Raw genomic sequence first — 16,002 nt, 5'->3', positions numbered from 1 at the left:
GAGGAGTCGCATGCGCACGGAGACGGAGGTCCTCGGGGACCTGTGGCGGGTCTGGGGCGCCTGGGGCGCGGATCTCGACGAGGAACGGTGGACGGCACCGACGCGCTGCGCCGGGTGGGACGTGGCCGCGCTCTACGCCCACGTCTCGCAGGGTGTCGGCGGGCTGGCGGCGCTGGTGCGGCGGCGCCGGGCCGAGGGTCCGCCGGAGCACGGCGACGCGGTGGCCCTGCTGCGCGCCCTCAAGCCGGACGAGCACGTCGCGGCGGACCTCGCTGCCCGCAACGCGGACGCGGCGGTGGCGGACGCCCGCGCGGCCGGTACCGCGGAGCTGGTGCGGCGGCTGGCCGAGGACGGCCCCGCGGCGGTGGCGCTGGCCGCGGCCGAGCCGGACCAGACGGTCGAGTACTTCCGCCGGGGCACCACGACGGTGCGGGCAGCGACCGTCGTCCGGCTCGTGGAGGCCACCGTCCACCTGCTCGACCTCGCGGCGGCGCTGGGCCGCGAACCGGACCTGCCGGACGGGGCGACCGAGCACACGGTGCGTTTCCTGACCGGCATGGCGCCGCCGCTCGCCCTCATCGAGGTGGCCACCGGCCGGCGGGCGCCGGACATCTTTCCGGTGTTCGGCTGACCGGTCAGCGCAGCGCCGGCACGACCTCGGCCGCGAGCCGGCGCAGCTGCCCGCGCGGGTCCGGCCCGGCGATGTTGAACACGACATCGGTCATGCCGGCCTCGACGTACGGGGCCAGGTACTCGCGGATGTCGTCGGCGGTGCCGTAGGCGCTGTACCGCTCGAAGCTGTCGAACGGCAGCCCGTACGCCGTAGCGAGGTGGTTGGACACGGCGTCGCGGGCCGCCTCGCGGGTGTCGGCGATGGTGGTGAAGAGATTCAGCGCGAACGCGAAGCCGGAGAGGTCGCCGCGGATCGTGCCCACGGTGTCCGTGGCCGCCTGGAAGCGGCCGGCGCTGACCCACACCGGGAACCAGCCCTCGGCGCCCCGGGCCGCGCGCTCGACGACGGCGGACGCGCGCCCGCCGAGCCACAGCGGCACAGGTTGCTGCACCGGCAGCGGCTCCATCGTGAACGCCGGCAGGTCGACGATGCGCCCCTGGTACGGCTCGCCGCTGCCGGCCAGCAGGCCCCGGACGGCGGCGGCCGTCTCCTCGAAGCGGCGGGCCCGCCGGCCGGGGTCCACGCCGAGGGCCCGGTATTCCTCGGGGTTGTCGCCGCCGATGCCCGCGCCCAGCACCAGCCGGCCGCCGGAGAGCACGTCGACTGTCGCGACGTCCTTCGCGGTCAGCGCCGGATGACGCAGGTTCAGCAGGTAGACGCCGGTGCCGAGGCGGACCCGCCGGGTCACCGCGGCGACCGCTGCGAGCGCCGGCAGGGGCGAGAGCATGCCGACGTTCCAGAGGTAGTGGTCGCCGACCCAGACATGGTCGAGGCCGAGCTCCTCCGCGTCACGGGCCATGTCGAGCACCGATGCGGGCTCGATCGGACCGCTCGCGGAGTAGGTGGGCAGGAAGCATCCGACGTTCACCATGACGACCCCCTTCAGCAAAAACAGCATACGGGATACAGTATGTCGACCGCTAGGAGCCGTCTCATCGACCGACGGAGGCCCTCATGACCCTCGTACCGTCCGCGGCCCCCGCCGAGCAGGTCCTCGAGCCGCTCGACGGACCTGAGCACGACGCGGTGAACCGCGCCCGGGAACTCGTCGCCCGGATCGACGACGAGACAGCTGCCGACCTGGCCGCCCGCACCGAGTTTCCCGCTGACCTGTGGGACTGGGTCGCGGAGCACGACCTGCACCGGGTCGGGATCGCCGAGGAGTACGGCGGTGAACCGGCCGACATCGTGGCGAAGATGCGCATCGCCGAGGTGCTGGCCGAGCGGGTCGGGGTGCTGGCCTGGGTCTGGGGCATCTCCAACTGCTTCGCCGCGCCGCTGCTGGCCGCGCTGGCCGACGAGCCCACCCGCAAGGAACTGCTGCCCGGGCTGGCCGCCGGCCGCCGGCGCTTCGCGTTCGGGGTCACCGAGCCGGGCGGTGGATCCGACCTGTTCGGCGCGCTGGACACCACCCTGGACGACGGGCGGGTCAGCGGACGCAAGCGCTACTGCACCGCCGCGGCCTCGGCCGACCATCTCTTCCTGCTGGTCCGGGAGGCCGGGGCGCCGGCCGGCGGCACGAGCGGACTGGCATTCGCGCTCGTGCGTACGGACGCGCCCGGGCTGTCGATGTCCCGGGTGCCGACGCCCAGCTTCGCGTCCTCGTTCGGCACGTACGAGGTCGACCTCGACGGGGTGGCCGTCGACCACGCGTTCACCGGTCCGGCGGTCAAGGCGGCGCTGCGCACGGTGCTGGTGGAGGAGCGGCTGTTGATCCCGGCCATCGTGGTCGGCGCCGCGCACGGCGCGCTGCGACGCGGCCTGGCCTACGCGGCCCGGCGCACCGCGTTCGGCACCCGCGTGGACAGCTACCAGGCGCTCCAGCACCAGGTCGCCGACGCGGTCATGGACCTCGAGACGGCCCGCCACTACGCGTACGCCATGGCGCGGCGGTGGGCGGCCGGCGCGCCGGTCACGGTCGGCGCGGACGTCGCGAAGTCGCGCAGCGTCGACGCGGCGCAGCGGGTCGCCGACGTAGCGGTGCAACTGATGGGCGGCATCGGCTTCACCCGCTGGGGCGGCGTCGAGCACGTGTGGCGGGACCTGCGCGCCTTCCGGCTCGCGCCGATCACCGAGGAACTCGTGCGCAACCGGGTGGCCCGGACACTGGGGATGGGCCGTGACTGATGGCGTCGCGCCGCTGCTCGCCCGCCTCGGGCTGCGGGTGCCGATGCGCGACGTCGATCAGGCCGGTGTCATCTACTACCCGGCCCCGCTGGCCTGGCACGAGCAGCTCTACACCGGCTGGCTGGACGCGATCGGCCATCCGCTGAGCGGCCTGCTGCGGGCCGGCGAGGCGACGGCCACGGTGAGCGCGAACGCCGACTACCTCGCGCCGGTCAGTCTCGACGACCGGGTCGACCTGGAGCTGCGGTCCGGGCCGGTGGGGCGCAGCTCGTTCACGCTGTGCTCGACCGGATTCCGCCGGCCCGACCGGCGCGAGGCGGTGCGCGTACGCACGGTGCACGTGTGGTCGCGGCTCGACGGTGGCCGGCTGCGGGCGGCCCCGATGCCGGACTGGCTGCGCGAGGCGCTGTCCGGCGGGGCGGTGGCCGATGCCGGCTGACCGCATCCTGGCCGACCGCTACCTGGGCGGACGGTGGACACCGGCCTTCGACGCGATCGCGGTCGAGGCACCCGAGGTGCTGGAGGCGTACCTGCGCCTGGCGGCCGTGCCGTGGCGCGGCCGGGAGCTGCCGGTGGCGCTCAAGGAACTGATCTGCGTGGCGCTGAGCGCGGCGCCGGGTCACCTCTATCCGGCCGGGGTGCGCATGCACGTCGCCGGCGCGCTGCGCGCCGGCGCCCCGCGCGCGCACGTCATGCACGCGGCGGCGGTGGCCGGCTCGGTCGGCATCCGGGCCGCGACGCTGGCGTTGCCGATCCTCGCCGACCTCGCCGGCCCGGCCACGGACGGCGAGGTCGGGCTGCCGCCGGTCGACGCCGCGCTCGCCTCGGCCCACACCGAGGTGGTCGACGCGGGCGGGGCGGCGGGGCTGCCGGCCGTCGACCGGGAGCTGATCGCGGTCGCCGTCGCGGCGGCGGTCACCCTCGCCGACGCGGATGTCGTCCGCGAGCACATCCGGGCCGCCCTGGACCTGGGCGCCACACGGGGGCAGATCGCCGAGGCCGTCGCGCTGGCGTGCGGCATCGGGCTGCACGGGTGCCTGCTCGTCGCCGACGAACTAGCGGCGGCCGCGCCATGACCGCCGCCGGATCAGGTCAGGTCGACGCCCTTCTTCTCCAGGTAGCGGACGAGGTCGCGGCCGGCCTCGGCCACGTGGTCGCGCATCAGGCCGGCGGCCTGTTCGCCGCGGCCCGCCGCGACCGCCGCGATGATCTGCGCGTGCTCGTCGTTGGCCCGGTCGATCCACTGCGGGAACTCCAGGAGCAGGTCGCGCGGAATCGTGACCGCCAGGGCCCGCAGCGCGACGATCAGGCGGCGCGACTGCGCCATCTGGTTGATCCGCCGGTGCAGGTGCCAGTTCAGATCGGCGGCCAGCTGGGCGTCCTCGGCGGCGCCGCACATCTGTGCGTGGCGCTCGGCCAGTTCGGCCAGGTGGGCCGGGTCGGCCCGCTCGGCGACCCGCCGCGTGGCGATGCCGTGCAGCTGGCCCTCAATGAGGAAGCTGTCCTCGATGTCGTGCCGGCGCAGGGGCGCCACGACGCTGTGCCCGCCGCCGTCGCCGGTCAGGAATCCTTCGTACGTCAGCTGCCGCAGGGCGTCGCGGACCGGCATCCGGCTGGTGCCGAACCGCTCGCACACCTGCGTCTGGGCCAGCTTGGTGCCGGGCGCGAGTCGCCCGAACAGGATGTCGTGCCGCAGCGCGTCGGCGATCCGCTGGCCGAGCGGCGTGCGGTCGAGCCGTTCCGACGTCAGACTCACAGGTCCTCCTCTGCGGCTGGTTTGTTCGTTTCCGCCGCTTACTGCCATTTTGCCGCACCGCGTCCGGAGTCGCGGCCATCCCGTCCCTTCCAATATCCCGTATACCGGCGCTTGAGCTGAAAGGGATCCACACGTGTTCTTCGACATGTTGCCAACGGAGCTACGGGACCTCGCGGCGGTCGCCCGCGACGTCGCGACGGAGCGGATCGCGCCGCTCGTACCCGAACTCGAGCGCGGCCGCACGTTCTCACCGGAGCTGCGCAAGATCCTGGCCGGCGCCGGCTTCACCGGGCTCGTGGTGCCCGAGCGGTTCGGCGGCGTCGACACCGACGTCCGGGCCGAGGTCGTCGTCCTCGAGGAGATCTCCAAGGTCTACCCGAGCGCGTCCACCGTGCTGACCGCGACCTGGTTCCCGACCAAGGTGATGGTGCGGGCGGCCGACCGGCCCGACGCGCCGGCCTGGCTCCCCGGCGTGCTGCGGGACGTGGCGTCCGGCGACCGGCTCGGCGCGATCGCGGCCACCGAACCCGAAGCCGGGTCGGACCTCGGCGGCGTGGCGACCACCGCGCGGCGCGACGGCGACGAGTGGGTGATCAACGGCAGCAAGCGGTTCATCACCAACGGCGGCCACGCCGACTTCTACGTCGTCGTCGCCCGGACCGGCGGTCCCGGGCCGCGCGGCGTGTCCGCCTTCTACGTCGAGGCCGACCGGCCCGGGGTCGAGGCGGTGCGGTTCGAGGAGAAGATGGGCCTGCACGCCTCGGCGACCGCCGAGATGGTCTTCGCCGACGTCCGGGTGCCGGCCGACCACCTGCTCGGGCCGGAGAACGGTGGCTTCCCCCTGCTGATGCAGGGCTTCGACGAGGGCCGCATCGTCGTCGCCGCCCTCGCGCTCGGCATCGCCGAGGGCGCGTTCGACGCGGCCGTCCGGTACGCCGGCGAGCGGCGGCAGTTCGGGCGGCCGATCGCCGCGTTCCAGGGCATGCAGTTCCTCATCGCCGACATGGCGATCCCGTTGCACGCCGCCCGGTCGCTGGTCTACGACGCGGCGCAGGCCTACGTCGACGGCCATCCGGACGCCGCCCGGCTGGCCTCGATCGCCAAGACGTACGCGAGCGACATGGCGATGGCGGTCACGACCGACGCCGTCCAGGTGCACGGCGGCTACGGCTACGTCACCGACTTCCCGGTCGAGATGTTCATGCGCGACGCCAAGATCAACCAGATCTACGAGGGCACCAACCAGATCCAGCGGATGATCATCGCGCGTTCCTACTTCCCGGACGTCGCCCGATGACCACGCCGGCCCCCGAAGCGCGAGGCGACGTCACCGGGCGGCTGCGCGACCGCGTCGCCGTCGTCACCGGGGCCGGATCGCTCGGCGGCGGATGGGGCAACGGGAAGGCGGCGAGCGTGCTGTTCGCCCGGGCCGGCGCCCGTGTCCTCGCCGTCGACCGGCGCGCCGACGCGGCCGAGCAGACGGCCGCGATCGTACGGGCCGAAGGCGGCGAGTGCGAGCCGTTCACCGCCGACGTGTCCCGCCCCGACGGAGTGGCCGCGCTGGTCGAGGCGTGCCTGCGCCGGTACGGGCGGGTCGACGTGCTGCTCAACAACGTCGGCGTCGGCGTCGTCGCGGGTGTCGAGGACACCGAGCCGCGGCAGTGGGACCTGGTCCACCGGATCAACCTCACCTCCGCGTACCTCACCACGCGGGCCGTCGTTCCGCACATGCGCGAGCAGGGCGGCGGTTCGATCGTCAACATCTCGTCGGTCGCCTCGCTCGGCGCGACCGGCGACCGGCTGACCGCGTACGGGGTCAGCAAGGCCGGGCTCAACCACCTCACCCGCGCTGTCGCCGCCGAGCACGCGGCCACCGGTGTCCGCTGCAACGCCGTCGTGGTGGGTCTGGTGGACACGCCGACCGTGTACGCCGGCCAGCCGGACGCCGACCCGGCGGTCCTGCGCGCGCGCCGGGCCCGGCGCTGCCCGACCGGCGCCATGGGTGACGCGTGGGACGTCGCCCACGCCGCGCTGTTCCTGGCGAGCGAGGAGGCCCGGTACGTCACCGGCGCCCTGCTCGTCGTCGACGGAGGACTGTCGCTGCGCTTCGGCGCGGCGGTGTAGGCAACGAGAGGAGCACAGATGAGCGAACGCCCGTACGGCATCGTGGACGCCTGGGCGATGCCCTGCCACCCGCCGATCTCCGACCGGTGGAACTCCGATCCCAAACGGACCCACGGAATGGCGCTGTTCGGCGCATCCGGCTTCGGCGGCTGGTCGATCGACGAGCAGGTCGAGGAGATGGACCGGTGGGGCGTCGAGATGGCCGTGCTGTCCGCCATCCGCGAGGCCGACGATGTGAAGATCAGCAACGAGGAGGTCGCCGCCTGCGTCGAGAAGTACCCGACGCGGTTCCGCGGCAGCCTGGCCGTCGACCCGCGCCGGCCGATGGCCGCGCTGCGGGAGATGCAGACATGGGTACGCGACTACGGCTTCGTCAACGTGAAGGTGTGCCCGTACGCGTACGGCTACGACAACCCGCCGAACAGCAAGCTGTGGTACCCCATCTACGCCAAGGCCTGCGAGCTCGGCGTCTCCGTCACCATCCAGGTGGGACACACCGGGCCGCTGCTGCCGTCGGAGCCCGGCCGGCCGATCTACCTCGACGAGGTGGCGCTCACGTTCCCCGAACTGACCATCGTCGGCGCGCACATCGGGTGGCCGTGGGAGGAGGAGATGGGCATGCTCGCCTGGAAGCACGACAACGTGTACGTCGACACGTCGGCCCACGCGCCCACCCGCTACCCGGACCGGTTCGTCCGGTTCCTCAAGCGCCGGGCGCCGCACAAGGTGCTGTTCGGCACCGACTACCCGGCTCTTCGCTACGACCGCGCGGTCGGCGAGGTGTCCACCCTTGATCTTCCGGCCGATGTCGAGCGGATGTTCCTGCGCGACAACGCCTGGAAGGTCTTCGGCCTGGACCGGAGCTGAGGGAGGGAACGTGCTGCATCCGTACGCCCATTACCTGCGGCGCGCCGCGCTGCTGTTCCCGGACCGGCCGGCGGTCGCGGATCCGGCCCGGGACGTCGAGCTGACCTGGCGGGAACTGGCCGACCGGGTGGCACGGCGTGCCGCCACGCTGGCCCGGGCCGGTGTCGGCCCCGGCGACCGCGTCCTCGTCCGGCAGGCCAACACGCACGGCTACCTGGAGGCGGTGCTGGCGGCGGCCTGGCGGGGGGCTGCGTACGTGCCGGTGCTGGGGGTGCTCTCCGCGGGGGAACGCCGCTACATCGAGGAGACTGTGGAGCCGGTGGCCGTGCTCGACGCAGCCGACCCCGGCCCGCCCGGCGATCATGGCGGTGAGGCCCCGGTGGACGTGCCGCCGGGCGCTGTCTCCCAGGTCCTGTTCACGTCCGGCTCGTCCGGCCGGCCCAAGGGCGTCGTGCACAGCTTCGACAGCACGGCCGGGGCGATGGGGGCCTGGGCGGCCGTGACGAAGGCGGGGCCGGACCAGGTCGTCCTGGTGACCACGCCGATGAGCCACGCCGCCGGGCGGCTGGTGGAGTCCGCCCTGGTCGCCGGTGGACGGGTGGTGATCGCCGAGTCGCCCAAGCCCGGTCCGGTCGCCGCCGCGATCGAGCGGTACGGCGTGACCCACATGCTGCTGGTGCCGACGGTGCTCCAGGACCTCGTGGACGGCGCCGCCGGCGGCGACCTGTCGTCGTTGCGGCAGGTGGTGTACTCGTCGGCCCCGGCGTCACCGTCGCTGGTGCGGCGGGCACACGAGCGGCTCGGCCCGGTCGTGGCGTCGGTGTACGGCTCGACGGAGGTGCCGGCTCCGGTGACGGTGCTGGACACGGCCGACCACGAGCGGGCGATGGCCGGCGCCGCGCATCTGCTGACCTCGTGCGGGCGGGAGCACCCGTGGGGCGTGCAGACGCGCATCGTCGACGACGACCTGCGCGAGGTGCTGCCCGGCGAGGTCGGACAACTCGCCCTCTGCACGCCGTGGCTGGCGTCCGGCTACTGGCGTCAGCCGGATGCCTGGGCCGAGCGGCTCCGGGACGGCTGGTTCCTCACCGGCGACCTCGGCCGGTACGAGGACGGCTACCTCTATCTGGTCGACCGGCGCGACGACATGATCATCTCCGGCGGCTACAACGTGTTCCCGACCGAGGTCGAGCACGTGCTCGGCGAACACCCGAGCGTGCGCGAGGTGGCGGTGTTCGGCGCGCCCGACGGACGGTGGGGCGAGGCGGTGGTCGCCGCGGTGGCACTGCGGCAGCCCGCTCCCGCCGACCCGCCGGCCGCGCTGATCGCCCACTGCCGCGACCACCTGCCGCGCTACAAGGTGCCGAAGCGGATCGTGGTGCTCGACGACCTGCCCAAGTCGGGGCACGGCAAGCTCTCCCGCCGCCTGACCCGGCAGCGTGTCGTCGGCGACAGCGCGGTCGTCCATGGCGCGGAGTGAGGTGTCGCGTTCCGCAGCCGGGAGTACGGCCCGTCATCCGCCTGTCAGGGCAACGCCGTCGGGTGGCGGGTCGGTGAACAGCTCGGCGAGCCGGGCCCTGGTCCGGTCGGTGAGGATCTTGGTGGCGTCTTCTCCGAGTGGTGTCAGCGCATGCTGCCGTACCGCGGGGTGTTGTGCCGGCGCGGGGCAGATGAACACCGCGAGGATCCGCAGGGCCCGCAAGGCTTCTTCGTTGGAGATGAGGTCGAGCAACGGTACGCCGGAGAATGCCGCCACCTGGAACCCGCGCCACGCCTTGTCGACGATCAGGCCGACGACGGCTTCGGTGACGTTCGGCCGGCCGGCTTGCAACGGCGAGCGCAGGATCATGTGCTTCACCTGACCGGGGATGCTGTCGAAGCCGCGCCGGGTCGCCTCGACGACTCGGGCCATGGCGATGAAGAGGTCACACCAGCCGTGGTGGGTGAGGTCGCGCCTGACGCCCCGGGCATCTGCGGCGGCGCGATCGAGCTCCGGTGTGATCTCCCGCCATGCTCCGCGCGCCATCTCTTCGGCGAGCGCGGTCACCTGCTCGGCGGGGGACGGGTAAGCCTCGGTCTCGCCCCCGGCGTGCGGAGGTGGGGTGGTGGCGAGCCAGTCTGCGATGTCGGCGCGCGCGAGGTCGGTGGCGACCTCCCTGTTGACGCGGTCCTTCTGCGCGCGCTGTGACCGATCCTGCGTCCAGGACAGCTTGTTCTCGAAGAACTCCCGTCGCCCTCGACGGCCTGCATCGTCCTGGTTGACGAGGTCGAGCCATCCCTGCACGCCGTGCTGAGAGCCGCCGCACTCGCTGCAGACGCAGCGATGTTTTTCAGCCTTCGCGCAACGAGGGTTGTGCCTGTCGGCGTCCATGTCGGGGCCACCTCGCTCATCCGGCAGGCCCGGGTCGCGGCACGGCCGGAACGTTACTCAATGCGATTTGATCGATACCTCACGTTACTTGTCGACCGACGTCAATGGAAGCTGGAACAGCGATGCGGCCTGCCGGAGAAGCGTTGGCTCGGTTCGGCTGCGCCATATCGCATCAGCCGGAAGTTCGTGGGCGGCTGCTCACCGGAGAATCAAAGCGCCTGGATGTACGGTCCTTCGTCATGAGCTATGACCTGATCTTCGTACCCCGAGGCGACGACCAGTCCTGGGAGGACGCTCTGGAGGCGGCGGCGGAGGCCGACAGCGACGAGTGTCCGCGTGCCGAGGCGTGGAACGGGATCGTGGCGGCGGCGCGGCAGGTGCTCGGTGAGGTCTCCGTGTTCGAGGGGGCCGACAACTACGAGCTGACGCACGAGCCGACCGGCGTCCAGGTCAGCTACTACGCGGACGAGGTCAGTGTCACCGTGCCGTACTGGTACCGGGGCGGTGACGCCCGGGCCGTCGTCGCGGCGGTGCACCGGCTCGGCGCGGTCGTCGAGGCGGTCACCGGTCTGTCCGGCTACGACCCTCAGGTGGAGCTGCCGTTGGCCGAGGCCGCCGCGCGGCCGGAGCTGGCCGTCGCGGCCTTCGACGAGGTCGCCGAGTCCTTCGCGAGGCGCGGGATCTCCAGTCCCAGCAACGGCTGAACGCCTGCCCGCACGCCGGCAGGTCGCAGTGGCGGGGCGCTGTCGGATCGGCTGCGGCGTGCGACGCTCGTGGCGTGCGTACCGTCTTCGTCTTCCCGGCCATGGCGCAGGCCGCCGTCGTCGCCCTGCTCGACCGGCTGTCGCCGGATCAGAGACATCCGTGGCTGGTGGACGGATGCCTGTACCCGGATCTGACCGACGAGGACGAGCACCTGTACGCGGACTGGGAGCCGGCGGCGGTGCGGGCCCTGAGCCGCGCCCGCGGTGACCGGCCGAGGTGGGCGGTGCAGGTCGACGTCTCGGGCCGGGTCGACGGGACGGTGGAGGTCCCTCGCCTGACGTTGACGCTGCTCGGTCGGGGCGGCGTCGCGATGGACGACTACTCCGACCATGTCTGGACGGCGGAGCAGATCGCGGCCGACGCGACTGTGGACGGGCTGCGCTTCTTCGACTTCAGAGGCCACTACGAGCGGAACCGGCTCGCCCGGTAGCCGGCCGACCGGGCAGCTTCCCGCCGCGCTCAGCCGCCGACGCACCCCGTCACCGCCCGGCCAGTTGGTGCCACGAGGAACATTGGCGGTGGGCGATGGCATCCTGATGGGCCCGGATGATTCTCGTCCGGATATTCCGTCGCCGCATTGAGAAAAGCGCAGCCCCGAAAACCGGGGAACTGGATTGTGGCGTCGGAATGGATGCCCTCGGCGTAGTAGAGCATGTTCGGTCCCGGCGACTGCCGTCCGCCGCACCGCACTCTCAGCTTCTTCTAAGGCGAAGAATTGTGGGAACCGGTTGCGCGAAGTCGAGTCCTCGCATAGCGGCGGGAGGGCGCGCAGTCTTCGCGGCAGCGTTTTCCGAATCCCGCTGACAGGCGTTCCGTCAGTGCCGGATATTTGTTTTGCAAACGTCGAACCGGCGGCGCCGGCCGGTCGCCCTGTGCTGTCTGGCTCTCCGTGGCAGATCACCCGAAAGGAATGTCAGATGAACGCTGCGCCTGACCCGACCGGAATGCCCACCGTCGTCCTCGTTCACGGGGCATTCGTGGACGGGTCCAGCTGGAACGGGGTGATCGCCGATCTCCGGCGCCGCGGCTACCCGGTCATCGCGGTCGCGAATCCGCTGCGCAGCGTGCGGGGGGACGCCGCCTACCTGCGCGCGCTCGTGGACAGCCTGCCCGGGCCGGTCGTGCTCGCCGCCCACTCGTACGGCGGCGCGGTCATCACCGAGGCCGCGGACGGCGCGGCCAACGTCCGGGCCCTGGTGTACGTCGCCAGCTTCAGCCCGGACGTCGGCGAGTCGGTGGCCGACCTGAACGCACGGTTCCCCGGCAGCATGCTCGCCGACAACATCCAGGCGGTGCCGATTCCCGCCCAGGACGGCAGCGCGGACATGGACCAGTACGTCAAGCAGGAGACCTACCCGGACTTCTTCGCCCCCGACGTTCCCCGGGACACCGCCGCGGTGATGGCGGCCACGCAGCGGCCGACCGCGGCGAACACGCTGACCGACAGCGTGACCCGGGCCGCTTGGCGGAGCATTCCGTCCTGGACGCTGGTCACCGGCCAGGACCTGGCGATCCCGCCGGACCTGCAGCGCTTCCTGGCCGAGCGGGCCGGGTCCACGACCGTCGAGGTCGCCGCGTCGCACGCGGTGACGGTCTCCCAGCCCGGCGCCGTCGCGGACCTCATCGACACCGCCGCCCGCGCCACGTCGATGTGACGTCACCCGGTCAGCAACCCGGTGTCGGTGGCAGGCGCTGATCAGAGCAGCACGAGTTCCTGGGCCAGCATGTCGGTCCAGGTGCGCCGGGTGACGTTGCAGCCGGTGTGTTCCACGAACTGCCGTAGGGCGCGTCGTCGAAGGACTCCGGCGGCGGGCTCGCACCGGCCGTGACGGCGGTGCGGCGGCCGTCCGGCGCCCGGCGAGACGTCACTCACCTCCCGCCGGGCCGGACGCGGCCGTCGCCGCCGTGTCAGTCGTGTCTCAGCTCCCGGCGCACGTGACGGTGGCGCCGCTGCCGTTGCCGGCGCCCTGGAATCCGAAGGTGGTGGTCTGGCCCGCGCCGACCTGCCCGTTGTAGCTCTGGTTCGCCACGGTGACGGTGCCGCTGGTACCGCTGGGCACACCGTTCCACAACGAGCTGATCGACGCGCCGCCCGGCAGGGCGAGCGTCACGCGCCAGCCGGTCAGCGCCGTGTTGCCGGCGGTGACGGTGACGGTGGCGACGAACCCGCCGTTCCACTGGTCCTGCACCACGTATGAGGCCGAACAGGACGGTCCTCCGCCGGGCGGCGGCGTCGTGGGCGGGGGAGTCGTGGGCGGCGGCGTGGTGGGGGGTGGGGTGGTGGGGGGTGGCGTGGTGGTGGGCGGCGGGTCGAGCGTCAGGTTCTTCTGCTGGACCGTCCACTGGGTGCGGCACAGGCCGCAGTCCGGGCCGACGAAGTTGGCCCCGGCGCCCACGTCGCCCTTCAGGCGCCACTTCAGGTAGAGCACCGCCACCCGGCCGAACTCGCCGCCGTTGGGCTGGTCGTAGGTGCCGCCGTGACCGACGTTCAGGTTGCCCATGAACGCGGGCAGCCCGGACGGCAGCTTGCCCCAGTCGTCCATGGCGTTGGGGTAGGCGATGTCGCTGGGCCCGCCGATGAAGTACGCGATGGGCTTGGTCAGCCGGCGCAACTGGTAGTCGTCGGCGTCGTTGAGCAGCCCGCTGCTGAAGATGCCGGTCGTGGTGACGCGCGGGTCGTTGGAGACGGCGTACGCCTCCACGCCGCCGCAGGAGAAGCCGGCCACGGCGATCTTCGTGGTGTCCAGCCGGTTGAAGTACTTGCTGCCCGACCGGGAGTTCTCCGCCACCGCCCAGTCGATGGACTGGGTGAGCATCTGGGCGTTGGTGGAGCCGGAGCCGTTCGGCGCGCCGTTGGCGATGGCGAGGAAGCCGTGGGAGGCGATCTCACGGAGGAAGTTGCCCTGGGACAGGCCGTTGGCCGAGCACGCGCCGTTGCCCCAGACCAGGATGGGAAGGCGCTCGGACGGGAGGGTCTGGGGCCGGAAGATGGTGTGGTTGGCCAGGGTGGACGAGGTTTCGTAGTCGGCGGGGTAGGGGCCGGAGCCGCCGATCGCGGCGCCCGCGGGCGCCGCGCCGAACGTCATGGTCACAGAGGCGGCCGAAACGACGGCGGCGGCCAGTCCCGCGTAGATTCTCGATCTCCTTCTCATGGGTCCTCCAGCGACTGACGCGTAGGCGCCCTTGGTGGTGTCGGTGTGCGGTTACTATCACCGGCGTAACGAAAAGTGTCAATGTAACGTCCGCTGTGTGGACGCGACTTCGCGCTGGTCGGGGACCTGAGGCGAGGCCCCGGCGCGATCAGTTGGCGACCGTCCTCTTCGCCGCGCGTCAGGCGTCCGTCGCGTCGAGCCGCTTCTGCAGCCGGTCGAGGCGGTCGAGGACGTCGTGCATCATCACGCGCAGGACCGTCGTGTCGGCGTCGCGTCCGGGCAGCATCCGCCCGAACGCGACGCCGTAGTAGAGGGCGGAGAGCGCGGCGGGCGTGACGACGGCGCTCACCCCGGTGCGGCGCAGCGCGGCGCCCGCCTCGCCGTCGTCGCGCAGCAGCCCGAGCAGCAGGTGGCTGCCGGTGGTGACGGCCGAGGCGTGCGCGGTGGCCTGCTCGGCGGCGGCCGCCAGCACCGCCAGGGTGGCCGGTGAGGTGGCCGGCTCGCTGGGCGTCGCCGTGACGGCGGGGGTCTCGCCCAGGGCCGCGCGGATCGTGGCGGCGGGGAAGCCGAGCAGTTCGACGGTGTTCAGCACCAGGCTCTCGCCCTCGTCGAGGAAGGCCCGCAGCAGGTGGACCGGCTCCACCGTGCCCGCACCAGAGAAAAGACGCGAGGGCGTACGCCTGGTGCAGGATCGCCGCCACGTGGTGGTTGGCGGGCGGGGTCAGGGTGAGCCCGGCGGGCAGCGCCCGGGTGGTGGGTGTCTCGTGAGTCGCGCCCACGGCGCCGTCCAGCGCCTGGGTCAGCGCGGTCTGGCAGATCCGGGAGACCGGCAGCCGGGCGTCTCGGACGCGGTCGGCGAGGGCGTCGGGTAGATAAACGTTGACCTTGGGCACCTGACCGATCCTGTCACGCGGGGGCCGGGCCGGGCACCCCTTGATCGCCTACATTCCCTAGGGTTATAGTAGGGTTATGCCCGCGCTGCTGACCACCCGACGAGCCCTCGACCAGGGCCGTACCTCCAGCGCGCTCTGTCGCCGCTGAGCCCCACCGGCTCGCTTCGCACACGTCGCCTCGTCGTGCCCTCCTGGGCACGGCCGACTCCTTAAGGCCCGACACGCCATGACTCAGCACGACCCTGTCCAGAAAGCCCGCGTCGACCTGACCGCCGGCATCAACAAGCTCTTCGCCGCCTCGGCCATGTCGGCCAGCGGACACGGCAACATCAGCGTCCGGATCCCCGGCCACGACGACCGCCTCCTCGTCAACGCCGGGGAACTGCTGCGCCCGTGGCCCGCCGACGACCTGCGGGTCGCGGCGCCCGCGCTGCGCACCGTCAACGACGACGTCGTCGTGGTCGGCCTCGACGGGACCGTCCACGAGGGAACGCCCAGCCCGTCGGTGGCCGCGATCCTGAAGATGCACATCGGCGTCTACCAGGCCCGGCCGGACGTCAACGCCGTCATCCACACCCATTCGCCGTACGCCACCAGCTACGCCCTCGCCGGCGTGTCGCTGCCGGCCCGGTACGAGGCCCTGCTGGTGCACGGCCAGCCGGTCGACATCCCGGTCGCGCCGTGGGCGCCGCGCGGCACCGAGGAGGCGGTGCGGTCGATCGCCGAGACGTTCGCGGCGCACCCCCGCACGTACGCGATCCTGCTCGGCAACCACGGCCTGCTCGTCGCCGGCGACTCCGCCCGGCACGCCGCGAGCCTCGTCGTGGCGATCGAGGAGGCGGCCGTCTCCAGCATCGGCGCCGAGCCGCTCGGCGGCCCGGCGCCGTTCCCCGACCACGTCCACGACCTCGACCTGCGCCTGCGCTTTGAGGAGCCGACCGCATGACCACCCGTAGCCGCCTGCTCGCCGGCGCCCTCGCTGCCGTCCTGCTCACCACGTCGCTCGCGGCCTGCGGCGGGAACGACGAGCCCGCCGCGGCGAGGCGCCGACGGCCTCACCACCGTCCGGCTCGCCTCGTCGCCGCTGGGCCACCTCGCGCCCATCTACCTGGCCCAGGAGCAGGGCATCTTCGCCAAGCACGGCCTCAAGGTCGAGGTCGACACCGAGACCTCCGACCTGACCTCCGTGCCGGCCGTGCTGGCCGGCAAGGTCGACTTCGCCACCGGCGACCTCACCACGCTGATCGTGGCCCGGTCCAAGGGCCTCGACGTCA

19 protein-coding genes are annotated in these 16,002 nt (G+C 72.6%); 13 read left to right on the top strand and 6 right to left on the bottom strand.

Features of this window, described 5'->3' with window-relative positions:
• Nucleotides 1-10: 10 nt before the first annotated feature.
• Nucleotides 11-631 carry a maleylpyruvate isomerase family mycothiol-dependent enzyme gene (locus MCBG_RS07055; RefSeq protein ID WP_043324791.1) on the top strand — a complete coding sequence of 207 codons (621 nt, stop codon included), beginning with the start codon at nt 11-13 and terminating at the stop codon, nt 629-631.
• 4 nt (nt 632-635) lie between these two features.
• On the opposite strand, the gene MCBG_RS31075 is transcribed toward MCBG_RS07055, so the two are convergent.
• A complete protein-coding gene (locus MCBG_RS31075; protein ID WP_051611005.1) occupies nt 636-1,571 on the bottom strand; it encodes an LLM class flavin-dependent oxidoreductase in 936 nt (311 codons plus the stop codon).
• Between the two features lie 56 nt (nt 1,572-1,627).
• Between MCBG_RS31075 and MCBG_RS07045 the strand changes: the two genes are divergently transcribed.
• Genes MCBG_RS07045 through MCBG_RS31070 form a run of 3 tightly spaced genes read left to right on the top strand, consistent with a single transcriptional unit; the run spans nt 1,628 to nt 3,876 of the window.
• Entirely contained in the window at nt 1,628-2,800 is a 1,173-nt protein-coding gene (locus tag MCBG_RS07045) for an acyl-CoA dehydrogenase family protein (protein ID WP_043324790.1), read from the top strand.
• Nucleotides 2,793-3,239, top strand: a complete 447-nt coding sequence (locus MCBG_RS07040) for an acyl-CoA thioesterase (protein WP_043324789.1) — start codon at nt 2,793-2,795, stop codon at nt 3,237-3,239. Before MCBG_RS07045 ends, MCBG_RS07040 begins: the two co-directional genes overlap by 8 nt.
• A complete protein-coding gene (locus MCBG_RS31070; protein WP_051611003.1) occupies nt 3,229-3,876 on the top strand; it encodes a carboxymuconolactone decarboxylase family protein in 648 nt (215 codons plus the stop codon). The genes MCBG_RS07040 and MCBG_RS31070 overlap by 11 nt, the downstream gene beginning before the upstream one ends.
• 11 nt (nt 3,877-3,887) lie before the next feature.
• Here the strand turns inward: MCBG_RS31070 and MCBG_RS07030 are convergent, their stop codons facing one another.
• Complete coding sequence (locus tag MCBG_RS07030) at nt 3,888-4,556, bottom strand: GntR family transcriptional regulator (protein WP_051611001.1); 669 nt, start codon at nt 4,554-4,556, stop codon at nt 3,888-3,890.
• A gap of 133 nt (nt 4,557-4,689) precedes the next feature.
• On the opposite strand from MCBG_RS07030, the gene MCBG_RS07025 reads away from it, so the two are divergent.
• The 4 genes from MCBG_RS07025 to MCBG_RS07010 are packed head-to-tail and all read left to right on the top strand — an operon-like array spanning nt 4,690 to nt 9,027.
• Nucleotides 4,690-5,853 (top strand): acyl-CoA dehydrogenase family protein, encoded by a 1,164-nt coding sequence (locus MCBG_RS07025; protein WP_198033276.1) that lies wholly within the window; start codon nt 4,690-4,692, stop codon nt 5,851-5,853.
• On the top strand, nt 5,850-6,680 hold the full coding sequence (locus tag MCBG_RS07020) for an SDR family NAD(P)-dependent oxidoreductase (RefSeq protein WP_051610999.1): 831 nt from the start codon (nt 5,850-5,852) through the stop codon (nt 6,678-6,680). The genes MCBG_RS07025 and MCBG_RS07020 overlap by 4 nt, the downstream gene beginning before the upstream one ends.
• Before the next feature lie 18 nt (nt 6,681-6,698).
• Entirely contained in the window at nt 6,699-7,547 is an 849-nt protein-coding gene (locus MCBG_RS07015) for an amidohydrolase family protein (RefSeq protein WP_043324788.1), read from the top strand.
• 10 nt (nt 7,548-7,557) lie between these two features.
• Entirely contained in the window at nt 7,558-9,027 is a 1,470-nt protein-coding gene (locus MCBG_RS07010) for a class I adenylate-forming enzyme family protein (protein WP_051610998.1), read from the top strand.
• 33 nt (nt 9,028-9,060) lie between these two features.
• On the opposite strand, the gene MCBG_RS07005 is transcribed toward MCBG_RS07010, so the two are convergent.
• A complete protein-coding gene (locus MCBG_RS07005) occupies nt 9,061-9,918 on the bottom strand; it encodes a hypothetical protein (protein ID WP_140946067.1) in 858 nt (285 codons plus the stop codon).
• Between the two features lie 239 nt (nt 9,919-10,157).
• Between MCBG_RS07005 and MCBG_RS07000 the strand changes: the two genes are divergently transcribed.
• The 3 genes from MCBG_RS07000 (at nt 10,158) to MCBG_RS06990 (ending at nt 12,338) form a co-directional block, all read left to right on the top strand.
• Complete coding sequence (locus MCBG_RS07000; protein ID WP_043324785.1) at nt 10,158-10,622, top strand: hypothetical protein; 465 nt, start codon at nt 10,158-10,160, stop codon at nt 10,620-10,622.
• A gap of 74 nt (nt 10,623-10,696) precedes the next feature.
• Nucleotides 10,697-11,113, top strand: a complete 417-nt coding sequence (locus MCBG_RS31065; protein WP_051610997.1) for a hypothetical protein — start codon at nt 10,697-10,699, stop codon at nt 11,111-11,113.
• A gap of 487 nt (nt 11,114-11,600) precedes the next feature.
• Nucleotides 11,601-12,338 carry an alpha/beta fold hydrolase gene (locus MCBG_RS06990; protein WP_043324784.1) on the top strand — a complete coding sequence of 246 codons (738 nt, stop codon included), beginning with the start codon at nt 11,601-11,603 and terminating at the stop codon, nt 12,336-12,338.
• Nucleotides 12,339-12,379: 41 nt separating this feature from the next.
• Here MCBG_RS06990 and MCBG_RS33800 read toward each other — a convergent pair whose 3' ends face one another.
• The 3 genes from MCBG_RS33800 to MCBG_RS06980 form a co-directional block, all read right to left on the bottom strand.
• Nucleotides 12,380-12,556: a hypothetical protein gene (locus MCBG_RS33800; RefSeq protein ID WP_223201123.1), complete on the bottom strand. Its 177-nt coding sequence runs from the start codon at nt 12,554-12,556 to the stop codon at nt 12,380-12,382.
• 46 nt (nt 12,557-12,602) lie between these two features.
• The gene (locus MCBG_RS06985) at nt 12,603-13,835 is read right to left on the bottom strand and encodes a cellulose binding domain-containing protein (RefSeq protein ID WP_043324782.1); all 1,233 of its coding nucleotides are present in this window, start codon (nt 13,833-13,835) and stop codon (nt 12,603-12,605) included.
• A gap of 178 nt (nt 13,836-14,013) precedes the next feature.
• Nucleotides 14,014-14,478, bottom strand: coding sequence for a Clp protease N-terminal domain-containing protein (locus MCBG_RS06980; RefSeq protein ID WP_043324781.1), 465 nt, complete (start codon nt 14,476-14,478; stop codon nt 14,014-14,016).
• Nucleotides 14,479-14,954: 476 nt separating this feature from the next.
• Here MCBG_RS06980 and MCBG_RS06975 point away from each other — a divergent pair, with 476 nt between their 5' ends.
• Together MCBG_RS06975 and MCBG_RS35065 are read left to right on the top strand one after the other, a co-directional pair.
• Nucleotides 14,955-15,674: a class II aldolase/adducin family protein gene (locus MCBG_RS06975; RefSeq protein ID WP_051610994.1), complete on the top strand. Its 720-nt coding sequence runs from the start codon at nt 14,955-14,957 to the stop codon at nt 15,672-15,674.
• Between the two features lie 33 nt (nt 15,675-15,707).
• A partial coding sequence (locus tag MCBG_RS35065; protein ID WP_198033337.1) for an ABC transporter substrate-binding protein occupies nt 15,708-16,002 on the top strand: 295 nt, incomplete at its 3' end.

The sequence above is a fragment of the Micromonospora sp. M42 genome, assembly GCF_000568915.1.
GTDB lineage: Bacteria > Actinomycetota > Actinomycetes > Mycobacteriales > Micromonosporaceae > Micromonospora > Micromonospora chalcea.
Note: the sequence above shows the minus strand (reverse complement) of the source record. Positions and strands in the feature narration are given on the sequence as shown.